Raw genomic sequence first — 25,656 nt, forward strand, 5'->3', positions numbered from 1 at the left:
ATAGATAATGGGCAATATAGGTTGGACCTCAAGAATACCGTCGGTGCGTCACCTCTACAACAACTCTACGGTTGTGCAATTAAGGGTTTGACCGGACCGCGATCGTGTTAGTAGACTGGGGAGGAAAGTCGGGAAGCAAGAGCGAGACTCAATAATATATAGAAACCGCAAACGGATGTCTTATATAAAGGAGACAGGTTTCAACCCCCGTCTTCATTTTCCCGGTTTGCGATGCACGCGTGTCGATGGACTGGGTTGGGTGGTGTGTTCAGGAAAGTTGATTTTCAAATGAACTGGGCTGCTTTTTGGAAATATCGTGTGCGTTGTAGAGTTCATGTAGAGGTCCAAAATTTCAGTTTTGGTTGGGCTAAGGAATACTTTCGTCTATCCCTTTGCGGGGAATCGGACCTCACCAAACATCTATTAACCCCATACGAGTATGAAGACAGGTTTACAAATTTGGAGAAAAATGCTGTTGCTGCATTTGCTCATTTCGAGTACGCTGATAACCGTTTATGGCCAAAGCCGCACCGTGACCGGAACCGTTTCGGACGCTATTTCGGGAGAAGTCATGCCCGGCGTGAATCTCGTCATTAAAGGCACGACCAATGGCACGACCACCGATGCGAACGGTGCTTTCTCGATCGCGCTGAAGGAGGAGGACAATGCGTTGATTGTGTCTTTCATCGGCTACAAAACGCAAGAGGTGACCTTGTCGCCTGCACAAACAACGTTGGGTATTAAGCTGGAAGCGGATGTCACTGCACTCCAGGAGGTGGTGGTGGTTGGATTTGGTACACAACAAAAGAGTCACCTCACCGGTGCCGTGGCGTCTACCAACATGGATAACTTTATTAAAGTACCCACGGGCGATGCGCTCAACGCGCTGCAGGGACAAGTGGCCGGCGTAAGTGTTGCCAACGCCACGGGGGCGCCGGGTGCTGCGCCGGTGGTGCAGATCCGCGGTCTGGGCACCATCAATGGAAGTTCGCCACTCTATGTCATCGACGGCATTCCCAGCGAGCCCTCCTACCTCAACCCCGCAGAGATCGAAAGCATCTCGGTGTTGAAGGATGCATCGGCCGCCACCATCTATGGGGCACGCGGATCGAACGGGGTTATTCTCATCACCACAAAACGCGGCAAGTCGGGCAAACCAAAAATCACCATCAACTCTTTTGTAGCGGCCAACGATGTTAACCTCAATGGTGTGGAAGCCGTCAACAAGGCGCAAAAGAACGCCATCATGCAAAATGCCTACAACAATGCGGGGCTCACGCCACCCACCTGGGCAATGGACAATTCCAAGTTTGCCGACACGCGGTGGGCCGATGCCTATTTCAAAACCGGCTTCGAGCAAAAGCACGACCTGAGCATTGCCGGCGGCACCGACGATGTGACCTACAGTTTTGCCGGCGGCTATTATTCAAACAATGGCACCGTCATCAACACCGGGTTGAATCGCTACAACTCGCGCCTGAACCTGGATTTTAAAAATCTGTTGCACGATCACTTAAAAATTAACCTCGGCGTTTCGTTTGTCCGCAAAGACCTGAAGAACTTTTCCGAAACCCTTGGCCAAGGCAACGCCGATTTTTCTCCGATCATGTCGCTCTACACAGCCCTTCCGCACAAGGAAATTTATGACCCGACCAGCCCCAACGGCTTTGCCGGACAGGACCCTTTGCTGGGTGTTGTGGGCGCGGGCAATCCCATCGGCTCACAGACGTTGCAAAACAACAAGAACCAGGATGACTATATACAGTTGAACTGGGGTGCCGACCTGAAGCTCTTGCCGTGGCTCACCTATCAATTCAAACTTGGGGTGAACTCCGAGAACACTTACAACGACACCTTCTTGCCGGCCTACAACTTCGGACCGGGCGCCACCGTGGAGACGCCGCGCACGTGGCAGGAACGTGGCAGGACAAACTCTTCCATCTTCAACAACCTGTTGAACATCAAAAAAGAATTTAACGATCACAGCATCGCCGTGCTGTTGGGGCAGTCGAGCGAACGGTACGCAACGCGCTCCGTGGGAGGTTCCAACCTGGAGCAACCTTCATCGCTCGTGCCTGCGCTGGATGCGGGCATTGGCACGCGGAATGCTTATGGTGGCATCGTCGAGAACAGGTTGCTGTCGTTCTTTGGACGCGCTACCTACAGCTATGCAAACAAGTATTTCGTTGAGGGCAGTGTGCGCAAAGACGGGTCGACGCGTTTTGGCCCCGAAAATCGCTGGGGAACATTCTATGCAGTTTCGGGCGGATGGGCCATTCATCGCGAACGTTTTTTCAATATCGATTTCATCAGCGAGCTGAAGCCCCGTTTCAGTTATGGCGTGGTGGGTAACCAGAGTATTGGCGACTACAAGTATCAATCGTTGATCACGATAGGGAGCAGCGACCCTGATTATCCCAGCGCCGTGAACTATCCCTTCGGATCGTCGCGACCTCAGGTTGTGGCCACGGGTGCAACGGCGCTTGGCATTGGCACACCCGGCATCAAGTGGGAGCAGACCACCACCAGCAACATCGGCTTGGATTTGGGATTGGTGGAGAATAAACTGACGTTTACCATCGACTACTATCAATCGAAAACAGAAGGCATGTTGGTGGAACGCCGCCCCCCGGGATCGGCCGGCATTCAGAAAGCACCCACAACCAACGCGGGGAACCTGGAGAACAAGGGTCTTGAGGTGACCGCCACCTACAGAAACGAGTCGGGTGCCTTCAAATACAGCATCAGCGGCAACGTGGGCACGTCCAAAAACAAGGTCACCCGGCTGGGCTATGAAGGACAGGAATTTATCGATGGCTATGTTGAGTATAACAACTATGCCACCACCCGCACGGCCGTAGGAACGCAAGTCGGAGAATTCTACCTGAAGGAAGTGGCCGGCATTTTTCAAACCCAGCAAGAGATCGATGCCTACAAAGGCAAAGACGGCGAACAGCTGCAGCCCAACGCAGCTCCCGGCGATTTTAAATTTGTGGACATCAATAACGACGGCGTGATCGATGACAAAGACAAACGCTCTTTTGGAAGCGGGTTGCCCAAAGCGTCGTTTGGGTTGACCTTCAATGCCAGCTGGAAGAATTTTGATTTCACCCTCATGTTCAATGGCACGGCGGGCAACAAAATGTATAACGCCTTCAAGATGGAAATGTATCGCCTGAATGCATCCCCCGATCTGTTGAATTCGTGGACAGCCACCAACACCGCAACCGACGTTCCGCGGCTGAACTACACCGACCCCAACAGCAACTACACTACTGCGTCGAGCTATTTCCTGGAGAACGCTTCTTATGTTCGGTTGAGAAACCTTCAGATCGGCTACACCCTTCCCGTACAACTCGCGGAGAGCATCGGGCTCACCAGGCTCCGTATTTTTGCGGGCGGCTATAATTTGTTCACCATCACAAAGTACACAGGTTTTGATCCGGGCCTTTCCAATACGGGAAAATTCTCGCGCGGTGTGGACAAAGGATTTTATCCCATCTCACGCTCGCTTGTAGCAGGCATCACCATCGGTCTTTAATTCAAACTACAGCAGACTATGAAAACAAAATATACTCTCGCGGTGCTGGCGATCATGTTCATGGCTTCGTCGTGCAGCGACTACCTGGAAGTTCCCAACAAAGGGAATTTAACAAACGACTCGTTCTGGCAAACGGAACAACATGTTCAACAAGGTCTCACCGCCGCCTACTCGGCATTGGCCAGTTGGGATGGAAGCAAATGGACATTTTTTGAAGAAGTATTTCTCGGCATGGTGATCCGTACCGACGAGGTCAGCAACAATCCAAGCTCAGGCTACGCCGGAAAACTCGCTTCGTTCACCAACACCGCCGACGAGAGTACGGCATCAAACAACTGGCTCACCCGCTATGCCGGCATTGCCCGCGCAAACCAGGTGATCCAAAACACACCGAACGTTCCCGGCCTCAGCGATGAACTGAAACAAGCCTATATTGGCGAAGCGAAATTCCTGCGCGCCCTGAATTACTTCTACCTGGTGTGTAGCTTCGAGAAGATCCCGATGGTCACCGTCTTCGAAACGGATTTCGATAAGCTCATTCCTTCGCAAGCCGCGACCAGCGAGATTTGGTCGCTGATTGAATCTGACCTGAAAGCGGCTGAGGCTACCGTGCCCGCCGTGCAAGACGAAGCGTGGACGGGTCGTGCCACCAAATGGTCGGCGAAAGCCCTGTTGGGGAAAGCCTATTTGTTCCAGGAGAAATGGAGCGACGCGGCTACTAAATTTAAGGAAGTGGTAGAGCAAGGACCCTACAGTCTGCTGCCGAACTACGCCGACAATTTCAATGGCGTGGGAGAAAACGGAGTGGAGTCGGTGTTTGAAATTCAATTCTCCGGCGATCGCAACGGCGGTGTAGACAAGCGTCAACCTATCAATTGGGAAATTACCCCGTCAGCGTTGGATGGCTGGGAGTTGTTCTCGGCATCGGACTGGATCCTGGCTGAAATGAAAACCGATGTCACCGCCGGCAATGCTTACAGCGACCGCGTATACGAATCCCTTTTCTTTGACGATCCCAATTCCACCATCAGACGCCCAACCGAAACCGACCCGGTTCCTTATGCCGACGTGAAAGGTTCGCTCACCTTTCCACAATACTTTAAAAAATACAATGCGTGGACGGACAAGCAAGGCGACTATGTGGGCACCAACGTTTCGCTCATTCGCTATGCCGACGTGTTGTTGATGTATGCCGAAGCCCTCAATGAAAGCGGCAACACCGGCGACGCCATCGACGCCATCAATACCGTGAGAGCCCGCGCGCATGCCAAACCCCTTGACAACGCGTTCACGAAAGAGACGCTCCGCACGCAGATCCGCCATCATGAGCGTCCCTGTGAATTGTCGATGGAGTATGGCATTCGCTGGATGGACTTGTACCGCTGGAGCAAAGGCAGCACGGCGACGGAGAGCATGAAGACAACCCTGACGAACCATGACAAAGCCTTTGCTGGCAACTTCGTGGAGGGCAAACACGAGATCAGCCCCATACCGGCTTCGGAGATGGGGTTAAACAAAAACCTGGTTCAAAACGATAAATGGTAAGCCGGTTCCTCATCCGGTAGATTGGTAGAAGTGATCACCCTCGCAAGAGGGTGACTTTTTTATATTGCATGCGAACACCACGAGAAACGACCATGAAAACCTATTCCACCCTCGAGATTGCCGGCTTTGTGCTGAAAAATTTTGGAATACAAACAGAAGTCCGGTCTTTGCCCGGCGAGCTTGATCTAAATTTCTTTCTCCGTGCATCCGACGGCCGGTCTTTTATTTTGAAGGTCGCCAATACGCAAGAGAAACGCGGATGTCTTGAGCTGCAGAACGCTGTGATGCACCACCTCGCACGCAAAGATGTGGGACTGCAAGTTTCGGCTGTGGTGAAGGCCATCAACGGAAACGACATTCTTGAGATGGCTGATGGATCATCCCAGCCCCGCATGACCCGGCTACTGACGTGGGTAGACGGACGACCATGGGCAAACGTGAATCCACACAGCCCCGCATTGCTGGAACAGATGGGTGAAATGTGTGGAAAGCTTTGCCAGGCGTTGTCTGACTTCGATCATGCCGAGGCCCACCGCTTCATGAAGTGGGATCCATCGCAAGCGGCGTGGATCAAGCCGCATCTCCATCTCGCCGAGGGGGAGCGAAGCGAGTGGGTTCACTATTTCTACGCGCTGTTCGAACAGCGTGTGGTCCCTATCCTTCCTGCATTGCGCAAGAGCGTCAACTATAACGACGCCAACGACTACAATGTGCTCGTGAGCAACGATCCGGCCAATCCATGCGTGCCCGGCGTCATCGACTTTGGCGATGTAGTGTATACCCACACGGTGAACGAACTGGCCATCGCTATCGCCTATGCGGCGATGGGAAAAAACGATCCGCTGGAGGCGGCGTGTCGGGTTGTGAAAGGTTTCAATAATGTCTATGCCCTGACAGACGAAGAACTTTCTGTCATCTTTCCCTTAGTGGCAGCGCGGTTGCTCATCAGCGTGACGTGTGCCGCGATGAATCGTGAGGAGCATCCGGATAATGGATATTTGCAAATCAGCGACAGTCCTGCGTGGGACCTGCTGGAGAAACTCCGGTCGATCTCACCGGAGCTGGCACATTATGCTTTCAGAAATGCATATGGCAAGGAAGCCTGCACGAAGCATGATAAATTTGTGCGCTGGGCATCGTCGCATTACAAAGCGATTGACTTTCCGGTGAAGAACGCCAGGAAGGTGATGTGGCTCGACCTGAGCGTCGGCAGCCTGGAGGTGGGCAATTCGCAAAACCTGCACGACAGCGATCTCCTCGACAAACAAGTCCGCACCTTGATGGCCGACGGGGACGCGACACTGGCCATTGGCCGCTACGATGAAGCCCGGGCATTCTATACCACTGATGCCTTTGCTGCAACAGGAAATGATTCCCAAACATGGCGAACCGTGCACATCGGCATGGATTTCTTCACCCAACAACCCGCGGAGGTTTTCGCGGTGTGCGATGGCACCGTCCACAGTTTTGCCAACAACGCCGCTGACCGCGACTATGGTCCCACGATCGTATTGGAACATAAAGTGGCCGATGATCTTGTGTTCTACACGCTCTACGGACACCTGTCAACAGACTCGTTGACGGCGATGAAGGTGGGAAAGGTAGTTCGCCGCGGCGATGTGATCGGTCATGTCGGTGCCCGGCACGAAAATGGTAATTGGCCCACGCACCTGCACTTTCAAATCGTGCTCGACATGCTGGGGAAACAAGGCGACTTTCCCGGGGTGGCCAATGCGCCGCAGCGCGCCCTTTGGAAAAGCATTTGTCCTGACCCGTGGATCTTACTCACCGGCAAAGCATCGGAATCTCCTGCGAGCCTGAGCTCGCAATCTATTGTGGACTACCGCAAAGAACACCTCGGCAAGAACCTGAGCATTTCCTACCGCGAGCCGATCAAGATGGTGAGAGGCAGCGGCGTCTACTTGCTGGATGACACAGGCCGGCGATACCTGGACACGGTGAACAACGTGGCCCATGTGGGACACGAACATTCCCGCGTCGTGCGCGCCGGGCAGCGACAAATGGCGGTGCTCAACACCAACACGCGCTACCTGCACGACAACATTGTGAAGTTTGTGGAGGCCCTACTGGAGACCATGCCACCACAGCTCGACGTGGCCTTCATTGTAAACTCCGGCAGCGAAGCCAACGAACTGGGCATGCGGCTGGCCCGGAACTATACCGGACAAAAAGATATGATCGTTTCCGAAGTAGGCTATCATGGCAACACCGGGGGCTGCATCGAGATCAGCTCGTATAAATTTGACGGCGCGGGAGGAAAGGGCGCGGCACCCCATGTGCACGTGGTGCCTATTCCCGATGTGTATCGCGGGTTGTATCGGGCCGACGATCCACACGCGGGGAGCAAATATGCCGGGCATGTGAAGCAAGCCATAGCGAACATGCAAGCGCAGGGACGCAAGCCCGCCGCCTTCATTTTTGAATCCGTCATCAGCTGTGGCGGACAAGTGGAACTGCCGGAGAACTTTTTGAAACAAGCCTATCACTATGTGCGCGAAGCGGGCGGCGTTTGCCTCGCCGACGAAGTGCAGACCGGTTGTGGAAGAGCGGGTGATCATTTCTGGGCTTTCCAGCAACACGACGTTGTTCCTGACATCGTGACCATCGGCAAGCCCATTGGCAACGGCCACCCACTCGCCGTGGTGGTGACGACGCAGGCCATTGCCAACGCGTTCAAAAATGGAATGGAATATTTCAATACGTTTGGAGGCAACCCCGTGTCATGCGCCATTGGGTTGGAAGTGTTGAAAGTGATCCGGGAAGAAGGGCTTCAGCAAAATGCAAAGACCGTCGGAAACTATCTGAAAGCGGGACTTCAAAACCTGATGGATCAGTTTCCCATTGTAGGCGACGTGCGTGGACCTGGGTTGTTCATTGGTTTCGAGCTGGTGAAGGACCGGGTGACAAAAACGCCGGCAACAGAGCAGGCATCCTACTTCGCGAACCGCATGCGCGACAAAGGTATTTTGATGAGCACCGACGGCCCTTTCAACAATGTGCTGAAAATAAAACCGCCCCTGGTATTTTCTTCTACCAACGCCGATTTCCTGCTCGACGCCATCACCGGCGTGCTGCGGGAAGATGTCATGCGTGTTCAATAACCCCGAAACGAAATCATGACCAAACTTTACTTGAGTGCGACACGGATCATACTGTGCACGATTTGTTTTGCTATAGTCTCCGACGGGTTTGCCCAGCGCGATCCGTGGCAGGATCACACCGTATTCAGAATCAACAAAGAGGAAGCACACGCTACATTTTTTTCTTACGACAATGTGGAGCAGGCTGTGCAGGATGAAAAGGAAAAGTCTGCCGGGTATCAGTCGTTAAACGGGATGTGGAAATTCAATTTTGCAAGACAACCGGCCGACCGGCCCGAGGGGTTCTACAAAGAGGCATTTGATGTGACCGGATGGGACAATATCAAGGTGCCGGTCAACTGGGAAGTGGAAGGCTACGATCATCCGATTTACCTCGATGAAAAATATCCTTTCAATACGCATTGGCCTGACGCGCCACAAGACTACAACCCTGTGGGTTCGTATCGAAGGACATTCGAGCTTCGAGACGAGTGGCAGGGGAGGGAAGTGTTTCTTCACCTGGGCGCTGTGAACTCTGCGGTGTATGTCTGGATCAATGGAATCCAAGTGGGCTACTCCGAAGACTCCAAGACGCCTGCAGAATTCGACATCACAAAATATCTTAGGGCCGGAACAAACACCGTAGCCCTCCAGATTTTTCGCTGGAACGATGGCAGCTACCTGGAAGCCCAGGATATGCTGAAAGTTTCGGGCATCGAACGCGATGTCTACCTGTATGCTACACCGAAAGTGAAAGTGTCGGACTTCTTTGTGAAAGCTGGTCTGGATGAGGCCTATCGGAATGGCAAGCTCTTGGTGAACGTACAATTCAAAAACCTGACTGCGAAAACGTTCAAAGGCGTCGCCGAAATGTCTTTGCTCGACGATAAAAACAATTTAAAAGCTATTTGGAACACCACGCAGCCCCTGCAGATTATCCCGGGTAAGCCCTTGTCGATTTCCCTCCCACAGACCATTTTCAATCCACGAAAGTGGACGGCGGAAACGCCTGAGCTTTATACGATGGTGGTGGCGTTGAAGGACGCCGACAAGAAAATTGTAGAAGTAATATCTGACAAAATTGGTTTCAGAACAGTGCAGATAAAAAATGCACAGTTGTTGGTCAACGGCAAGGCCATCAAGATCAAAGGCGTGAATCGGCATGAGGCGCATGCCACGCAGGGGCACTACATCACCAGAGAGATCATGCTCCGTGACATTGAACTTATGAAGAAGGCCAATATTAATGCCGTGCGCGGTTGCCACTATCCCAACGACCCGGTGTGGTACGATCTGATGGATCAATACGGCTTCTATGTGATCGACGAAGCAAACATCGAAAGCCAACCCCTGGCGTCGGACGACAGCACCAAATTGGGCAACGAAATGAGCTGGCTTCCGGCACACGTGGACCGGACGCGCAACATGTTTGAGCGAGACAAGAATCATCCCTCCATCATCATCTGGTCGTTGGGTAACGAATCGGGCGACGGCCCGGTGTTCGACAGCACCTATCATTGGCTTCACCGCCACGACCATACGCGTCCCGTGGCGTATGAGCCCGCCAAGCTGCATACGTATACCGACATTTTCTCGCCGATGTATGCGCGCATACCACAGATTGTAGAGTATGCAAAGTCGAACCCCACGCGTCCACTCATCATGTGCGAATATGCTCACGTGATGGGAAACTCCGGCGGCAACCTGCAGGACTATTGGAATGAGATCGAAAAATATCCCGTGTTGCAAGGGGGCTTCATCTGGGAGTGGTCCGACCAAGGCCTGCAATACACCAACAACAAAGGCGTGAAGTACATGGCCTATGGTCACGACTATCATCCCGACCTTCCTACCGACGGCGCCTTCATCAACAAAGGACTGGTGACGGGCCTTCGCGAGCCGATACCCCATTACTATGAGGTAAAGAAAGTATACCAACCGGTTTCCTTTCAGGCGGTGAACATGGCGGAAGGAGAATTTGAAATCCGGAACAAGTACACCTTTTCCGACCTTAGCAAGTTGAGTTTTCAATGGCAACTGATGGCTGATGGCGTGGTGATGTCGAAGGGGTGGTTGAACAAGGTTGAGGCTTTGCCCGGTGACGGCACGCGCATCAAAATTTCATTGCCACGGTTCGCCGCCGATACGTTGGAATATATTCTCAAGCTTAGTGCTCACGTAAATTCTGACATTCCGTTTTTGCCGGTTGGATTTGAAGTAGCCTGGGAACAATTTGTCATCGAGGAAAGACACGTGGCATCGCCGTCACTATCGGCCGAAAAATTAAAGACGATGAAGACGAAGACGGATGTGACCATATCGGGCGAAGACTTTTCTGTTGCGTTCAATTTGAGCCATGGAACGTTGTCAGACTTCACCTTCAAAAACAAAAAAGTATTGCGGACTCCATTGCAACCCCAATTCTGGCGTGCACCGACAGACAATGACCTGGGAAACAACATGCAGGTTTGGGCTGCGGTGTGGAAGGACGCGGGGAACAACGCAAAACTCATCAGCTGTCGGATCGAAAAGGAGGCAGCAGACGAGGTAGTCGTGTTGTCGAAGTTTTATCTCCCAACGGTGGAGTCGACGGTTGAGGTGCGCTACACGGTTCGGCCGCACGCCGAGGTGAAGGTGGAGTATCATTTTCTTCCGGGATCAAAGACATTGCCCGACCTGCCGAGATTGGGTATGCAGTTCACCTTGCCACAGGAATTTCAATACATGGCCTGGTATGGCCGGGGTCCGCACGAATCCTATGCCGACCGGAAATCCGGTGCGGCTGTGGGAGCGTACAAAGGAATGTTGTGGGACCAGATTTATTTGTATCCAAGACCCCAGGAAACGGGAAACAAAACCGACGTGCGTTGGATGACACTTACCAACTTCGACGGGATTGGTTTGAAGCTCTTGGCCGACGCTCAACTGCTGTCGTCGTCGGCGTGGCCCTTCAGTCAGGATGAGCTTGATTTCAAGGCAGGCAAAGGTGTGTCGGCATCAGGACTGGTACCCAACGTGTCGAAGCATAGCTATGATGTGGTGCAGCGCGACTTTGTGACTTGGAACATCGATCTGTTGCAAATGGGCGTGGGCGGTGATAACTCGTGGGGCGCCCCCGTACATGATGCTTATAAAATAAAACCCGCTGAATATCGCTATTCATTTGTGTTAAAAGGCGTTTCTGTCGAATGATTTATCGCAGTACAATGAATCGGAAAAAATTAACCACAATGCTGGACAAGTTGGTGCTCGCCTTACTATTTGTCTGTGTTCACGCAGCAACCGGACTTGGCCAAACACCGTCGCCTGTAAATAATTTCTATTCTACCAAGGTGGTGTTTCAGGATAGTTTGGAGGTCTCCCTGTATTCGCCCACGATGTTCCGCGTACGCATTTCGCATTTGCAAGGAGAGAAATTCCCTAAGCAGTATGACATTCCCTTTGCGATTGGAAAAACGACACCCTGGAAAGAAGTGGCGTATACGAAATCGGAAGATAGAAATACAGTTAGCATCAAAACCGATAAGATCATTTTGCGGATTGCCAAGCGAGGCTTATCATGGACAGTGTGGTCCGGTGATGGGAAAAAGAAAATCTATCCGTCCGACGGCCCCACGTACGGTATGTTCAAAGACGGCTACACTTTTTTCGACAATGCCAGCGCCCTGAATGAGGCGAACAAAAACAGTCGCTTTGCGCATTGGTTCTATAGTCAAATCACACAGCGCTACACCGATGTTTATTTGGCGGAGGATGTGTTGGAAGATCTGTATTTTATCTTCGGCCCGTCCTACGAAGCGATTTACGCTCAGTATAACACGCTCGTCGGCCCCGAACCCCTGCTGCCCCGCAAAGGCTATGGCTTCTTCCAAACCCAACACCTTGCCTGCGACGGAACGCAACAACAGTTGCTGGACGTAGCGCGACAATTTCGCGACAAAAACATTCCCATCGACAATTTGATAATAGACTTTGAATGGGGCGATGGCTGCGACGGCCAGAAGGAAACCGTGTGGGGCAAATCGCTGAACTGGTCCCCGAACTACACTACGCCCTTTACGCCGGAAGAAATGATCCGGAAGTTGAAAGACCTTCACATCGACGTGATGCTGATTCATCACAGTGCGCCGGATTTCAAAAACCGGAAACATCAGGGGTGGACTGAAACGGTATACGATGAAGCGGTATGGAACAACGCCTACAAACAAAAGCTGGACATGGGCATCGCAGGCACCTGGCAGGATACGCGCATCAACGACATCACCGACAGCTACATCTGGAACCTCACCGAGCAATATCAACCCGGCAAACGGGTGATGTTTCTGGGATGTCGCAAAACGGTGGCCCTGAACCCCTGGGACTTCCGCTACAGTGTCGCGCCCACTGAAAACATGATCGGCGCCCGGCGCTATCCATTTCATTGGACGGAAGACGCCTCGTCGTCATGGAACGAATTGAGATTTCAACTGAAGGCCACCAACAACACCTTTGGTCCACTGAGTGGCTACACTTACTTGAGTTCGGATGGTGTGGCCGCAAGTTGGCGCGCCCAGGCACGGTGGAATCAGTTCACCGCACTCAGCGCCGTAGCACGCTCGCACAATCCAAAACCCTGGTCGGGCGACATCGACGTGCTCGACTTCACAAACAAGATCCGGATCACCGGAAGGGATACGATCACGGGGGTGAAGAAAATAGAAGAAACACAAACCCAAACGGCTGAGACAAGCATCCGGAAATATCTTCAACTGCGCTACCGGTTGCTGCCGTACATTTATTCTTACGCGCACATAACGTACCAGACCGGCATGCCCATCGTACGTCCCATGCTGCTGGCCTTCCCGGACGACTACATTTGTTCGTCGGATGCGTGGCCCTATCAATACATGCTTGGAAATGAATTGCTGGTGGCACCGGTTTACGGCGATTTCAAGACCATGGAAATTTACCTTCCACAAGGCCACGACTGGATCGACTACAACACCCGGGAGATTTTCCGGAACGGTGGAATCATCACCTACAATGTCGAAGATATCAACACGCTGCCCCTGTTCATCCGAAGCGGCGCCATCATCCCCACGCGGCAGGCCACCGAATGGATCGATCCTTCCGTGCCCGACCAACTCGCATTCGAGATCTTCCCGGTCGATACGCTTTCTTCGTTTATGCTCTATGAAGACGACGGCGTGTCGACAAAATATCAACAGGGCGAAGTCGGCAAGACCATGATCACGTGCGAACGGAACAAGACAGACAAGAGGATTACCGTGAAGATAGGAGCCCTGCAAGGCCACTACACCGGTAGTAGTGCGGAGAGAAGCTATTCCATAACATTGCAAGGAACGCCAAATCAATCGAAAGTTTTTTATCAGGGAAGAGCCATACCCGAAGGAGGCAAAAAGGCCACGGCGAAAACACCGGTCACGTGGACCCGCAATGCACCCGGAGACGCCCTGATCATTCAGGTGGTGAAGCGATCCGAAAAAGAATTTGAAGTAGTGATAAAATGAGCGCGTAGACCTATCGTTCAACTACGCAGGTTGGTTTTTGGTGATTTTGGCGGGGCAGTTGCGTTTACTTCAAAAAAATAGGCCTATCGAGGGTGTTGAATCTCAGAATTTAAGCTAAATCTCGGCGAACATTTCAGCGGTAAGATTAATAAGTGTTATTTTAACGCTCGTCGATCAACCTGGGAATGGGTCTCGACTTCTGGAACCATATCGTTTTTAACAAACTAAGGGATACAACAAACTATGTTTTTTGAAGCCAAGGCACTGGGCGATGGAAATGAAGAGTGGAGAGCCCTTCTTATCCAAGGTACGAATGGCAGCTATGATATTAACGAGATAATTTCGCGGGAAGCGGAGCTCGAAATGGCTGGCCCAATCACGATGTTTTTGATCAACGTTATCAGGGACAAGCCGGCCCGGCGGCAAAAGCCCTTCGATGCAGACCTGGTATATTGGTCGGACGATATCACCTACAAAGCGTTCAGACTCCGTGATGGATTTGCCGTGATTGTGAGCGAGGCAATGAAGGCCATTCTGGAGAATTTCTCCATGCCCAAACACCGGTACTATCCACTGAACCTGATCAATTATGAGAACAGGGACGAGGCGCAGATGTATTATTTGCTTCAAATATTCGGGTCGATCATGCATATCATGGACTACGAGATGTCTGAATACAAGTATGTGGATCTGAAGACCGGGAATATCGTGGAGACGCAAAAAGGAGGCTTCGCCAATTTCGAAGCGTTTAATCAGAAACGCACCGAGCGCTTTAATGACAATGTGATGCTGGACTTTAAATCCATGGCTTTGAATACGCAACACGACGTATTGTGGGGATTTAACAATTCGCTGCTGGTAAGCCCAAGTGCAAAAGTGGTCCTGGAAAGTAAAGGATTGAAAGGCGTTCAGATAAGACCTTTTCAGAGGGTTGAAATACATAGAAATTCACAGCCATGATGAACCGCCGGCCTTTCAGGGGTATTGAAACCCGCTTTATTTTTCCAATGGTATCGATAATCGTTCTGCTCGTTTTCAATGCATGTACCGTTAGCAAAAACACGCAGCAACTATTGATAGCGAAAGACAGCTATTGCGATCCTGGCAAACTTACTGCGGAGTTTCAGCGTACTATTTCTTCGAACACCGATTCGGTATTGGTCAGTAATGCGGAGCTCAAGACGAAATATGCGGAACAAAGCATTTTGATCATGCACGCCCTCGGCATAGGCAACGATGTGAAGCGCCTGGAGGAGCTGCGGCAAGACACTTCGATGGAAGCCAGAATGGCGGTACTTTCCTTGAGACAACGGATTGATGGCCGGATCTTGCTGGCCGACTCGGAAATTGATGCGCTGGCGGCGGAACTGGATTGTGAGGGCGAGCGGATCGATCAAATTGCCGGCTATGTGGATAACATCAACTCCGCACTGACCACCAGGCTTACCGTTGCTTCCATTGTCGTTGGGGCTGCTGCGGCTGTCATGGGAGCGCTTATCAACAATGATGATTGGAACAAAGGTGTTGCCATCGGTGCCGGTACGTTGGGTGCCGGGCTGGGTTTAGCTACGTTAAATCCGCAAGGAAAAAAGGTAACGCTGTTTCATGATAGAAATCTCCTGCGAAATGTTTGGCAACAGCAGAACGCTCATGAGATCGGGCCGTTTGCTTGGTATATGCTTACCGAAAAGCGGTTTAGTAACGCCGGCACCACTTCTTTGCTGAGCAACACCCGCCAACGGTGGATCACCTACCAGTTTGACGGTAAACTGGAGGCAGCGGGCCGGTCCGTCAACTTTTCAAACGGAGGGATATACAAAGCCGGTGACCTGCACGCACGGGCCGAGATGATCAATCAGCTGCAATCTGTGGTCCGTTCGATCAAGCAAAATATCAATTTCTTTTTGCGCGAGCTCAATCGGTGAGCTGATAACGATAAAAAAGGATGGCCTTCGCCTTCCTTTTAGTACACTGGAGGTTCCGAATATCGAACCATTTTTCCGGTAAACAATATGCAGAAATTCGTTACCGATTTGTCTACGTCGAAAGAAGGATAAAAAATGAAGAGAAGAGATTTTGACCTCCAAGGTGAAAGTCAAAAATCGTGCTACAGCCAATGCAGCAACGTTTGCCGGTTCAAGTCCTTGTCCCGGTATCTTAATGGTTCCTTAATATTGAAATAAGAGTTTCAACACAAGAATCGCATAAATTCGTGTCCTCTCGATCGTTGTCTTTTTATGCTCAATTATGAAAAAGAATTTTCGGTACTGTTCTGAATATGAGTTAGTCACTCTATTAAAGGAGGGAAGCGAGCCAGCACTCAAAGAATTGTTCTTGAGGTTTGAGCAAAAAATTCTTCTCTATGTTTTCCGGCTCACCCGGTCGCACGAGGTGGCCGAAGAAATTCTACAAGACACATTTGTTAAGCTTTGGGAATGCCGCGAGAGCCTGGATATGTCTCTTTCGTTCAGCGCATTTGTCTATAAGATCGCTAAAAATCGTATTCTCAATTATCTGCGAAGCAATACCGCGCAGGTTGCCATGAAGAAGGCCTACAGCTTGTCGATGGTCACATCGCGGAATGCCACGGAGGAGCAGATCTTTTTTAATGAGTATGTTCAAATCGCCGACCGGGCGATCGATTGCCTTCCACCCCAACGTAAGTCTATATTTAAAATGAGCCGCAACGAAGGAAAGAGCTATGAGGAAATAGCGGTGACTTTGGGGATCTCAAAAAATACGGTTCGCGTGCAAATTGTTCAGTCTTTGAAAGATATCCGCCGGTTCATGTCACTGCATTCCGACATTGCCGATAGTCTTTTTATGGTGTGGGTCATGGTTTGGGTTTCGGTTTTCTAGACGGTCCAAACAAATATTTTCTATTCGCATAGACCTCGTTGTGATTTGAGGTGTATTATAGACAAAGATCACAACTTGGATAACAACACTTTTCATCCGGAATTATTTCGAAGATTTTTAGAAGGCACCTGCACGGCCGATGAAAAGCGCACGGCAGAACAGTACTTAGAGAATCCCGAGTTTGCCAGTCAGATCGATGCCATGATGCAGCAGATGTGGGATGAAACCACGGAGCCCTTGGCCGATCGGCGGGCTGCTGAAAAGCGCTACCAGCGCGTACGCAGCAAGATCAAACCCGATCAGCGTAAAGTTTATTATAAGGTCGCTGCGTCCGTAGTGTTCTTGATGCTGTGTTCCTATTTCACAACGCGATATTGGGATGCCATTCGTGATCGTGTTGATCCGGTGCGCTATGTTTCTGTGGAAACAAAGGCTGGAGAACAGCGCCTTCTGGAGTTGCCCGACGGCAGCCAGGTGTGGCTCAATGCGTCGTCGCGACTTCGTTATCCGGCATCGTTTCGCGGTGCGCTGCGCGAAGTGGCGCTCACGGGCGAGGCGTTCTTTGAAGTGCACCGCGATGAGCATAAACCCTTTGTGGTGCAGACGCGCGAGTTCTATACGCGGGTGTTGGGTACGTCCTTTAACATAGAAGCCTATGACGACGACGCTACTATTGATGTGACGGTAGCTACGGGAAAGGTTGCGGTGGGTCTGTTTGATTCAACACGCCACGAGCAAAATGAATTGGCGTTGTTGACCCCCAACCATCATGTGCGCTACGATCTGGGACAGCACACGTGGATAAAAGATTCGGTTGCCTCGGCCACACGGGTGGCATGGCATGAAGGAAGATTGGTTTTCAAAAGCTGTCCGCTGCCGGAAATGATAAAACGACTTGAGCGCTGGTATGCTGTGAAGATAAACCTCTCGGATGTGCCCGCCGGCGCGTGCAAAGTGACGGCCGCCTTCAATGAAGGCACACCCCTCCAAGACGTGCTGGAGTCGGTGAAGCTGACGGGTCTTATTACCTACACGTTGCATAGTGCGCAGAAGATTGACGTGGTGGCCCGTGGCTGCGACATAAAAAAATAGAATCGTGAACGCCCGAAAAAAGCAAACACATGAGTTGACTACATAAAATCGACATAAAAAGAAAGACGGAAGCGCGCCAACGCCTCCGTCTTGGGCCGGACGAAGCGTCCGGGTCTTAAAACATAGTGATCCGGTTAGAATCCTAATTTTTAAAACCTTTAAAAGTATGCAAAAACTTTTAATGAGCTGCCATGTCCTTGTCGTTCTTTTTCCCAGGCTGGCATCTTTGCATTGTTTTGTATTTGGAATCACCCAGGCAGCATTCGGGGGCGAGCAACAGAAATCGACAGAGGTATTCATCTCGGTTGCGTTGCAACAATCATCGCTGCCGGAAGCCCTCGACGTGATCGGATCCAAAGGCGGATTCGGCATCACCTACAACGATGCTGACCTCCCCAAGGATTTAAAAGTCACCTATCATTCGGCCCGTGTCTCCGTGGCCGACGCGCTCAAGACCGTGCTGCATGAAACATCGCTCAGCTTCCGCGAGCACGAAAACAACATCATCATTTTTGTTAAGCCTGCGGCCAAGCATCTTCAGAAAGGAACCCTGGGCGGCAAGCTGAAAGATGATGCAACGGGCGAGCTGCTCATTGGCGCAAGCGTTCGCCTTATCGGCACACCCTATGGGAATATCACGAACGCAGAAGGAGATTTTTTGATCCGCGATATTCCCGAAGGCGTCTACCAGGTGGCGGTATCGTATCTCGGCTATGAAACATTGATTGCGCGCGACGTGGCCATCACGGCTAACCAGCACACGGTGTTCGACCGCGCGTTGAAGGCGTCGGGCACGCAATTGCAGGACATTACCGTTATCGGCGACCGTGTGTTATCGGGCAATGTGGTGGAGACAAACGAGTCGGCGTTGGTGAAGGAAATTCGAAACTCGTCGCTCATCATCACCGGCATTTCGGCACAACAAATTGCACGCAGTGTGGATCAAGATGCAGGGGAGGTGGCGCGACGCCTTCCCGGTGTGTCGCTGCAAAACAATTTTGTGAACATCCGTGGCATGCACGAGCGCTACAACATCACTTACCTCAACGGCATGGTGGCGCCCAGCTCGGAATCCGATCGTCGGGCATTCTCTTATGACCTGCTGCCCAGCAACATGATCGATAAGATGACGGTATACAGAAGTCCTGGCCCGGAGTTGCTGGCCGACTGGGCGGGAGGGGCCATTAAGATTGAAACCAAGAACACATCCATTGCGCGACAGTTTGAAGTAAACCTTTCCTCATGGTATCGACCGGGATCGACTTTCGAAGATTATTATACAAACACAGGTGGCAAAAAAGATTGGCTCGGAAAAGACGACGGCACACGGGCGTTGCCAGCAGGCTTCCCCGGCGTGGGCGACATTCCTGCGGGTGGCATTGGGTCGCCCGGTTATTTCCGGACAGACACCGTGAACTTTCACGGACTGGTGTTATCGCCCGAGAATATGGCGACCAACGCAAAGCTCGCCAAGTCACTGTATAATTCGTGGGACCTGAAGCGTGCGCGGTCTGGTCCTGATTATCGCGCCGGCATCAACTACTATGATGCCTGGAAAATCGGAAATGTGCGACTGAGCAATCTCACTTCCATCAACACCACACAGGCCGTTCAGCTGGTGAATCAAAGCTTTGTGCCACAGCGCGTTATTTCCAAGGATGGAAGTGTGAGCGACTCGCGCGCCTTCCAGGACTCGGTTAGCCGCAAGATGGCGCGATGGGGAGTGCTGCAGAATTTGTCAATTGCATTCAATGAGCGTCACACCGTTGAGCTGAAGGGCATCTTTAACCGGTTGGGCACCGACGAGACGTTGGTTCGGCAAGGGAACGAAGGCATTGTTGTAGACGATGGCGGTTATGTGCGCAACATCATCTACACCTATAGAAGTCGCAGCATCGGGGCTGCGCAGGTGGCAGGCAGTCACACGTTAGGGCAATCAGGAACACATTCATTAAAATGGTCGGCCGCCTATTCGACGTCGATAGAGAATGTTCCTGCCCAGCGCAGTTTTTACAACACACGCTATCCGTTTCAGTACATCCTTCCCAATCGCGGGTCGACCACCAATGCGCTGTATTATATTGATACGAAAGAGACCAACCACACCTACACGCTGGACTATGAGAAGAAATTCGGTCGAGGCATTTTTGTTCGTGCAGGTGCTTTCTATGAGGGGAAGACCAAAAGCATGGACACCCGCATGATCAACATCAGCACGAACATGGATGATCGCTATGTGGTGGAAGGCGATTCCATCGGTGAACGCAATTATAACCGACTGATGAGCGCGAGCTTGTTCCGTGAAGACGGTTCGGGTGGCTATATCTTTGACAATGAAAACCTGAGTGGTCAATACGACATTAGAGGAAAAATTCTGGCAGGCTACACCGCCGTAAACTTTCAGGCGTTTCGGAAGAAACTGAACATCTATGGTGGCCTTCGCTATGAAGGGCAGGATTTGCTGGTGAAAGTGCGCCCTTCGCGCATGCTGGAGGTGATGGGCTATTCCACGGATCTTATCAATAAATATGTTTACTACTGGCTTCCTTCGGTGAACGTGAGCTGGAGCTTCACCGATCGATTGTTGCTGCGCGCGGCTTATGGCAAAACCCTGAACCGTCCGAATTATCGCGAATACATTCCATTGCAGATCCTTGATCCACGCCTCGACAACATGACCATCGGCACCGACTCGTTGACGGATGCGCAAATTCACAACATGGACCTGCGATTGGAATTTTACCCCAGGGACGGCGAGTTTATTTCGGTGGGCGTGTTTTATAAAAAGCTGCGGGATGCCATCGAGCAATATGCGGCCCAGGACGGCCTTCGGGAACGCATCAAGTTTGACAACACCGACAAGGCAACGGTGTATGGTGTGGAACTGGAATTACGCAAGAGCCTGAACTTTGTGCCGGTGAAATGGATCCGAAGATTTTCCACCATTGCCAACTTTGCCCTCTTGCACAGCGAAGTGAAATTCACCGATGGCCTCATTCCCGACTCCGAAGGAAAATATTTTCTGGACAACCGTCAATCCGTTCGCCCCTTGGAAGGCACGGCCCGCTATGTAATCAACGCCGGCTTGTATTACGACCAGGAAAAGTGGGGAACAAAAGTATCATTGCTCTACAACATCATCGGCCAGCGATTGGTCTATGCGCCCTCGCTGGTGTGGCCTGCCACCTACGAACTTCCGCGTAGCGTGCTCGACCTCACGGTGCGCCAACGCGTGACCAAATTCATGGAGTTCCGATTTGCCATCCAGGACATTCTCAATCAACCGCGCCGGTTGTATCGGGATTTTGACCGCGATGCTAGATACGACCCTTGGAAACGTAACAAATTGCAGTACCGCGATTGGATGTTTCAGGAATATAAACCCGGAAGCTATTATATGATCGGACTCAATTTCACTTTCTGAAGTACTTATAAAAAGCAGCAGCCCCATGGCCGGGGCTGCGCACACAATGAAAACTAGAAGATCAGTTCCAGTTTCAAATCATATACAAAATTAAACTGAAGCACAATGAAAAACAAGTTGAAGAAATTAGCCGTGGCTGCCCTTGGGGTGGTTTCCATGGCGGCGTTTTTGAACGCCTGCAGCGACGAACCCGTGGCCAACACCCAGGGGTTACAAGGCTCTGCTGCCGCTTTACCCATCAAAATTATTGGCGGTGCCACCGAATGTGTCACGACCAATTTGACGACACAAACGTGGCGCGACACCATCTACATCATTAAAGGCGATGTGCGCGTACCCAACAACGTGACCTTGACCATCAACGCCGGAACCATTGTGAAAGGCGACAAGGCGACGGTTGGCACGTTGTCGGTTGAGCGCGGTGGCAAGCTGAATGCCATTGGCACAGCCAGCCAACCCATCGTGTTCACGTCGACGGCTGTGGCCGGCTCGCGTGCACAGCAGGATTGGGGTGGTGTGAACCTTTTTGGAAAAGCACCCAACAATCAAAGCGTGAACGCTGTACCCGAAGGATATCCCGTGTGTCTCACAGCGCCTCAGCATGGCGGCACGGTGAGCAACGACAATTCGGGTCGCCTCAGCTATGTACGCATTGAGTTCGGCGGCAAGAAAACCGGTGTGGCCGATGTGGAGAAAAACGGCTTGACGCTCTATAGCGTGGGCAGCGGAACCATTCTCGATCACATCCAGGTTTCCTATGGCGGCGACGATGCTTTTGAATGGTTTGGCGGAAGTGTGAATGCCAAATACCTCGTGTCGTATCGCAACAAAGATGATGACTTCGATACCGACTGGGGCTATAGCGGTGCCGTGCAATACGGTGTTGCCGTGCGCGACCCGCAAGTGGCCGACGATTCGAAATCAAACGGCTTTGAATCGGACACCGATGCCGATGGCGTGAACGGAACGCGCACCACAGCACAATTCAGCAACTTCACGTTGATCGGTCCCTACGATCCGGCCAACACCCGCACCGTTATCAACACTCCCGGCACCGCCGAATTTGGCGAAGGCTTGCACCTGAGAAGAAACACCGGCCTCGATGTGTATAACACGTTGGTAGTGGGTTGGAAACGCGGCTTGTACCTGGATGATACCCCGGCTGCCGAATTGGTGACGACTTCCATCCTCACACACAACCTGATCGCTCAACCGTTCATCACCGGCGTCAGCTGCGTGTATGAGCCCGTAGCACCCAACAACGCGTGGACACTGGGCGCATCGAACGTGTGCTCCGCCGCAACACTGGCCACTTCTTCATCAACCGATAACAACGGACTCATTCGCAAGAGCGGTCTGACATCGGCAGCGTGGACGTTGACAAACCCCAGCTTCCTGCCACAGGCAAACCTGGCAGGTCCGGTTCCTCCGGCCTACACGTCGCCCGTATTGGCCACCGGCACAAACGCCAGCCTCATCAATCCTTTCTTTGATGTGAACGGAACCGTGGCCGTTTCGCCTACCACCTATTTCAAAGGCGCACGTCGTGCAGCCGACGACAATGGTTGGAATCTGAGCGGAACATGGCTCAATTTCGATCCTCAGAACACACCTTATAACTAACAAAAACTCATCCGTTCAAGTGATCGCTGAACGGCTTCATTAACCTGGAACTGAACTTAGAAACAGGCGTACGTACGCCTGTTTCTTTATAAAAATTAGAACGCGAATGAAACAGAAACTTTACTACTTCCTGGGCCTCGTGGCCATCCTTTGCGTGTCGCTGTGGTTTTCGTCCTGTCAGAAAGAAGAAAAGTTTGTCCCTCTGAAAATATTTTCCGTGCTCCCCGCCGATGCGTTGGTGGGCGACACGATTGTGATTACCGGCGAAGGGTTTAGCCCTGACCCCAGCGTGAACGGCATCTTCTTTCCAGGCGCAGCGCGCATCGTCCCGATCAAAAAAACAGCCTCTCAATTGTGGGTAGTGGTTCCCGATGGTGCCACGCCCGGCCCTGTAACAGTGAACATCCTCGACGAAGAGGTGGCCAGCAGCCCATCGGTGTTTATCAAGGTTCCGTCTGTCACAAAAGTGGAGCCCGCCGAGGCATGGGTTGGCGACACGGTGACATTGACGGGTGTGAACTTCCGCCCCCGGGCTTTTGAGAACCGGGTGTATTTCAAACCCGGACAAAGTAACCCAGCCGTTGTGGTGGGCGGCTCGTCCACAGAACTGAAAGTCATCGTGCCCTGGACGACCAAAGAGAGCACGACCAATATATTCGGCTTCGATGGCCCGAAGCTTTCTTTGAAAACGCCCTTCATCAGCAGCGTGGTGCCGGGGCATGGTGCCGTTGGCGCCATCGTGACCCTCTATGGCAAAGGCTTGCCCTACGACGGGTCGGCACAAGCTTCGCTAAATGGATTGGGAACTGTGTTTTCCGGAACCGAGTCAACAAGCCGGGCAGTGAACGTGGTGGTGCCTGTTCATGCTACGGATGGTGTGTGGACCTTGAAGTACAGCGAAGCCTATTACGTTTCGAGCGAACAGATTTTTGAAGTATATCCAGAAATAAAAGAAGTGGTGCCGGTGAGTGGCTCGGCGGGTGTGCCCGTCACCATTTCGGGCACGGGGTTTAGTCACATCGCCGACGAGAATAAGGTTTACTTTAACGGCAAGTTGGCCGTCGTGTCTGAAGCATCCGAAACCGAACTGGTGGCCCTTGTGCCGTCGGGTTTTTCTACCGGGCCGGTATGGGTGACGGTCAACGAACGGAAGGCCGACGGCCCGGTGTTTTCGGAGGCCGATCCGGATGCCCCTATTATCTATAGTATTGTGCCTAACAGCGGACCCGCGCTTAGCGAGGCCGTGGTGAATGGAAAAAACTTTGCCGCTACAACGGCTGGAAATGTTGTGAAGATCGGAAGCGTGGCGGCTACGGTGACTTCGGCCTCGGCAACACAACTCAGCGTGCAAATACCTGCCACTGCGGCGACCGGCCCCGTGTCCGTCACCAAGGCAGGCCTGACGGGCATCGGCCCCAAGTTCACGGTGACTACCGGGGGCGCCAAGCCTTTCATATCCTCCATACAGCCCGCCAACGCTTCGCGCGGGGAGACCATCACGTTGCGCGGCGGCAACTTCAGCGCGGTGAAAGAAGACATTGTTGTGAACATGCCCGACGGGGTTGGGCAGATGACCGTGGTGTCGTCTGCAGCGAATGAAGTGGTGGCTACGGTGCCAAACAATTTCCCTGCCGGCACCAAGGCGCTTCAGGTGTTTCAGTTTGGCGTTGCTTCGAATGCGTTGCCCGTTTTTGTGAACGGCTCGCCCCAAATCAAAAGCCTTTCCATCACCGAGGGGTTTCCTGGAAACATCTTGACGATCGAGGGAACGGATTTTGGTGCGCTTGAAAAAGACAACACCGTGAAGTTCGACGAGGTGGAAGCTACGGTTACCGATGCAAATGATCCGTTTCCCGATCGCATCACGGTCTACGTTCCTGATGTGGCTCCGGGCAATCATCAGGTAACGGTCGCAGTCGGGAATGTTTCTGCGCCGGTGGTGTTTCGGGTAAAAGAAAAGCCGGTGGCAGTGAAGAATGTTTACATGGCCGCGCAGGTGACCATCAGCACAGGGCAAACCTGGAAAATTTTGAAATCGACGTTCGACCCTCCCACGGTCACCGATGTGTATAATGCCAACAACGCAGGGCTCACCATCTCTACGCTGGCCGCCGATTTCACGAACAAGAAAATCTATATGCTCAGAGGTTCGTCGCTGGCACGGTGCAATTTCACCAACACCGGCTACGAAGAATTATACACCGACGCCGAAGCGGGGACGGTTTCTGACTTCACGCTAAACACCGCGAATGGAAAACTCTACTGGACAACCAGTGATGCCATGGTGATGCGCGGCGATGTGAACGGTTCGGGCGCTCCGGAAAAACTGCTGAGCTATGAAAACGGCAACGTGGGCTATGTCACCTACGGCATTTCCTACAACCCCACCGACGACATGTTGTATATGATTGAATATGACGCCGTGAATTTTGTACCCGCCATCGGGCGCATGAAAGCCGATGGGTCCGGAACCTCCACCCAGCTCTACACGCAGGGCCTGACCGACCCACACGACGTGCGGGTAGACACCGACAACAACAAAATGTTTGTGGTGGATGGCGCCGAAACCATCCTGGCAGGCAACGCCGACGGGACCGGCACGCTAAGTTCGTTCATCACCATTACACCGGGAGAAGTCTTGGTTGGGATGTCGCTCGATATTCAGGATCAGTATGTGTATTGGGCCGTATTCGACAACGTGGGCACCACAAACGTGTATCGTAAACGCTATGACGGCGCATTGATTCCGGGCACCGACCCGGCATCCAATGTTCAAAGCGTGTATGCCATCAAGGGCTCGGTGCAAGCTGGCAATGCGCCAACCGGATTGGTAGTGGAAGAATCCACCGGACGTGGCGGTGCGCAACGCGGAAGTTTTTCGGGCATGGCGCTGAAAACCATTTCACGCAAGCCGCTGCGAAAAAAATAAAGAACATCAATTTGTACTGGAGGGCCCATGGC

The 25,656-nt window shown here is 52.1% G+C and carries 12 protein-coding genes; all 12 read left to right on the forward strand.

Annotated features, from left to right (window positions below; translation table 11 throughout):
* Positions 1 to 439: 439 nt before the first annotated feature.
* Positions 440 to 3,541: a SusC/RagA family TonB-linked outer membrane protein gene (locus tag D4L85_RS15650; protein WP_119755170.1), complete on the forward strand. Its 3,102-nt coding sequence runs from the start codon at positions 440 to 442 to the stop codon at positions 3,539 to 3,541.
* 18 nt (positions 3,542 to 3,559) lie between these two features.
* Positions 3,560 to 5,086, forward strand: coding sequence for a RagB/SusD family nutrient uptake outer membrane protein (locus tag D4L85_RS15655; protein WP_119755171.1), 1,527 nt, complete (start codon positions 3,560 to 3,562; stop codon positions 5,084 to 5,086).
* Between the two features lie 92 nt (positions 5,087 to 5,178).
* Positions 5,179 to 8,208, forward strand: coding sequence for an aminotransferase class III-fold pyridoxal phosphate-dependent enzyme (locus D4L85_RS15660; protein ID WP_119755172.1), 3,030 nt, complete (start codon positions 5,179 to 5,181; stop codon positions 8,206 to 8,208).
* A gap of 15 nt (positions 8,209 to 8,223) precedes the next feature.
* The gene (gene lacZ, locus D4L85_RS15665) at positions 8,224 to 11,379 is read left to right on the forward strand and encodes a beta-galactosidase, LacZ type (RefSeq protein ID WP_119755173.1); all 3,156 of its coding nucleotides are present in this window, start codon (positions 8,224 to 8,226) and stop codon (positions 11,377 to 11,379) included.
* Positions 11,380 to 11,417: 38 nt separating this feature from the next.
* Positions 11,418 to 13,697, forward strand: coding sequence for a TIM-barrel domain-containing protein (locus D4L85_RS15670; RefSeq protein ID WP_160143762.1), 2,280 nt, complete (start codon positions 11,418 to 11,420; stop codon positions 13,695 to 13,697).
* Between the two features lie 243 nt (positions 13,698 to 13,940).
* Positions 13,941 to 14,657 (forward strand): imm11 family protein, encoded by a 717-nt coding sequence (locus D4L85_RS15675; RefSeq protein WP_119755175.1) that lies wholly within the window; start codon positions 13,941 to 13,943, stop codon positions 14,655 to 14,657.
* The gene (locus D4L85_RS15680) at positions 14,654 to 15,622 is read left to right on the forward strand and encodes a hypothetical protein (RefSeq protein WP_119755176.1); all 969 of its coding nucleotides are present in this window, start codon (positions 14,654 to 14,656) and stop codon (positions 15,620 to 15,622) included. Before D4L85_RS15675 ends, D4L85_RS15680 begins: the two co-directional genes overlap by 4 nt.
* Positions 15,623 to 15,944: 322 nt before the next feature.
* Positions 15,945 to 16,556 (forward strand): RNA polymerase sigma-70 factor, encoded by a 612-nt coding sequence (locus D4L85_RS15685; protein WP_119755177.1) that lies wholly within the window; start codon positions 15,945 to 15,947, stop codon positions 16,554 to 16,556.
* 75 nt (positions 16,557 to 16,631) lie between these two features.
* Positions 16,632 to 17,648, forward strand: a complete 1,017-nt coding sequence (locus D4L85_RS15690) for a FecR family protein (protein WP_119755178.1) — start codon at positions 16,632 to 16,634, stop codon at positions 17,646 to 17,648.
* Between the two features lie 166 nt (positions 17,649 to 17,814).
* A complete protein-coding gene (locus D4L85_RS15695) occupies positions 17,815 to 21,072 on the forward strand; it encodes a TonB-dependent receptor (RefSeq protein ID WP_119755179.1) in 3,258 nt (1,085 codons plus the stop codon).
* Positions 21,073 to 21,177: 105 nt separating this feature from the next.
* Positions 21,178 to 22,695 (forward strand): hypothetical protein, encoded by a 1,518-nt coding sequence (locus D4L85_RS15700; RefSeq protein ID WP_119755180.1) that lies wholly within the window; start codon positions 21,178 to 21,180, stop codon positions 22,693 to 22,695.
* 106 nt (positions 22,696 to 22,801) lie between these two features.
* Positions 22,802 to 25,624, forward strand: coding sequence for an IPT/TIG domain-containing protein (locus D4L85_RS15705; RefSeq protein WP_119755181.1), 2,823 nt, complete (start codon positions 22,802 to 22,804; stop codon positions 25,622 to 25,624).
* Positions 25,625 to 25,656 lie beyond the last annotated feature (32 nt).

Origin of the sequence: Chryseolinea soli, from assembly GCF_003589925.1 — a bacterium.
Lineage (GTDB): Bacteria > Bacteroidota > Bacteroidia > Cytophagales > Cyclobacteriaceae > Chryseolinea > Chryseolinea soli.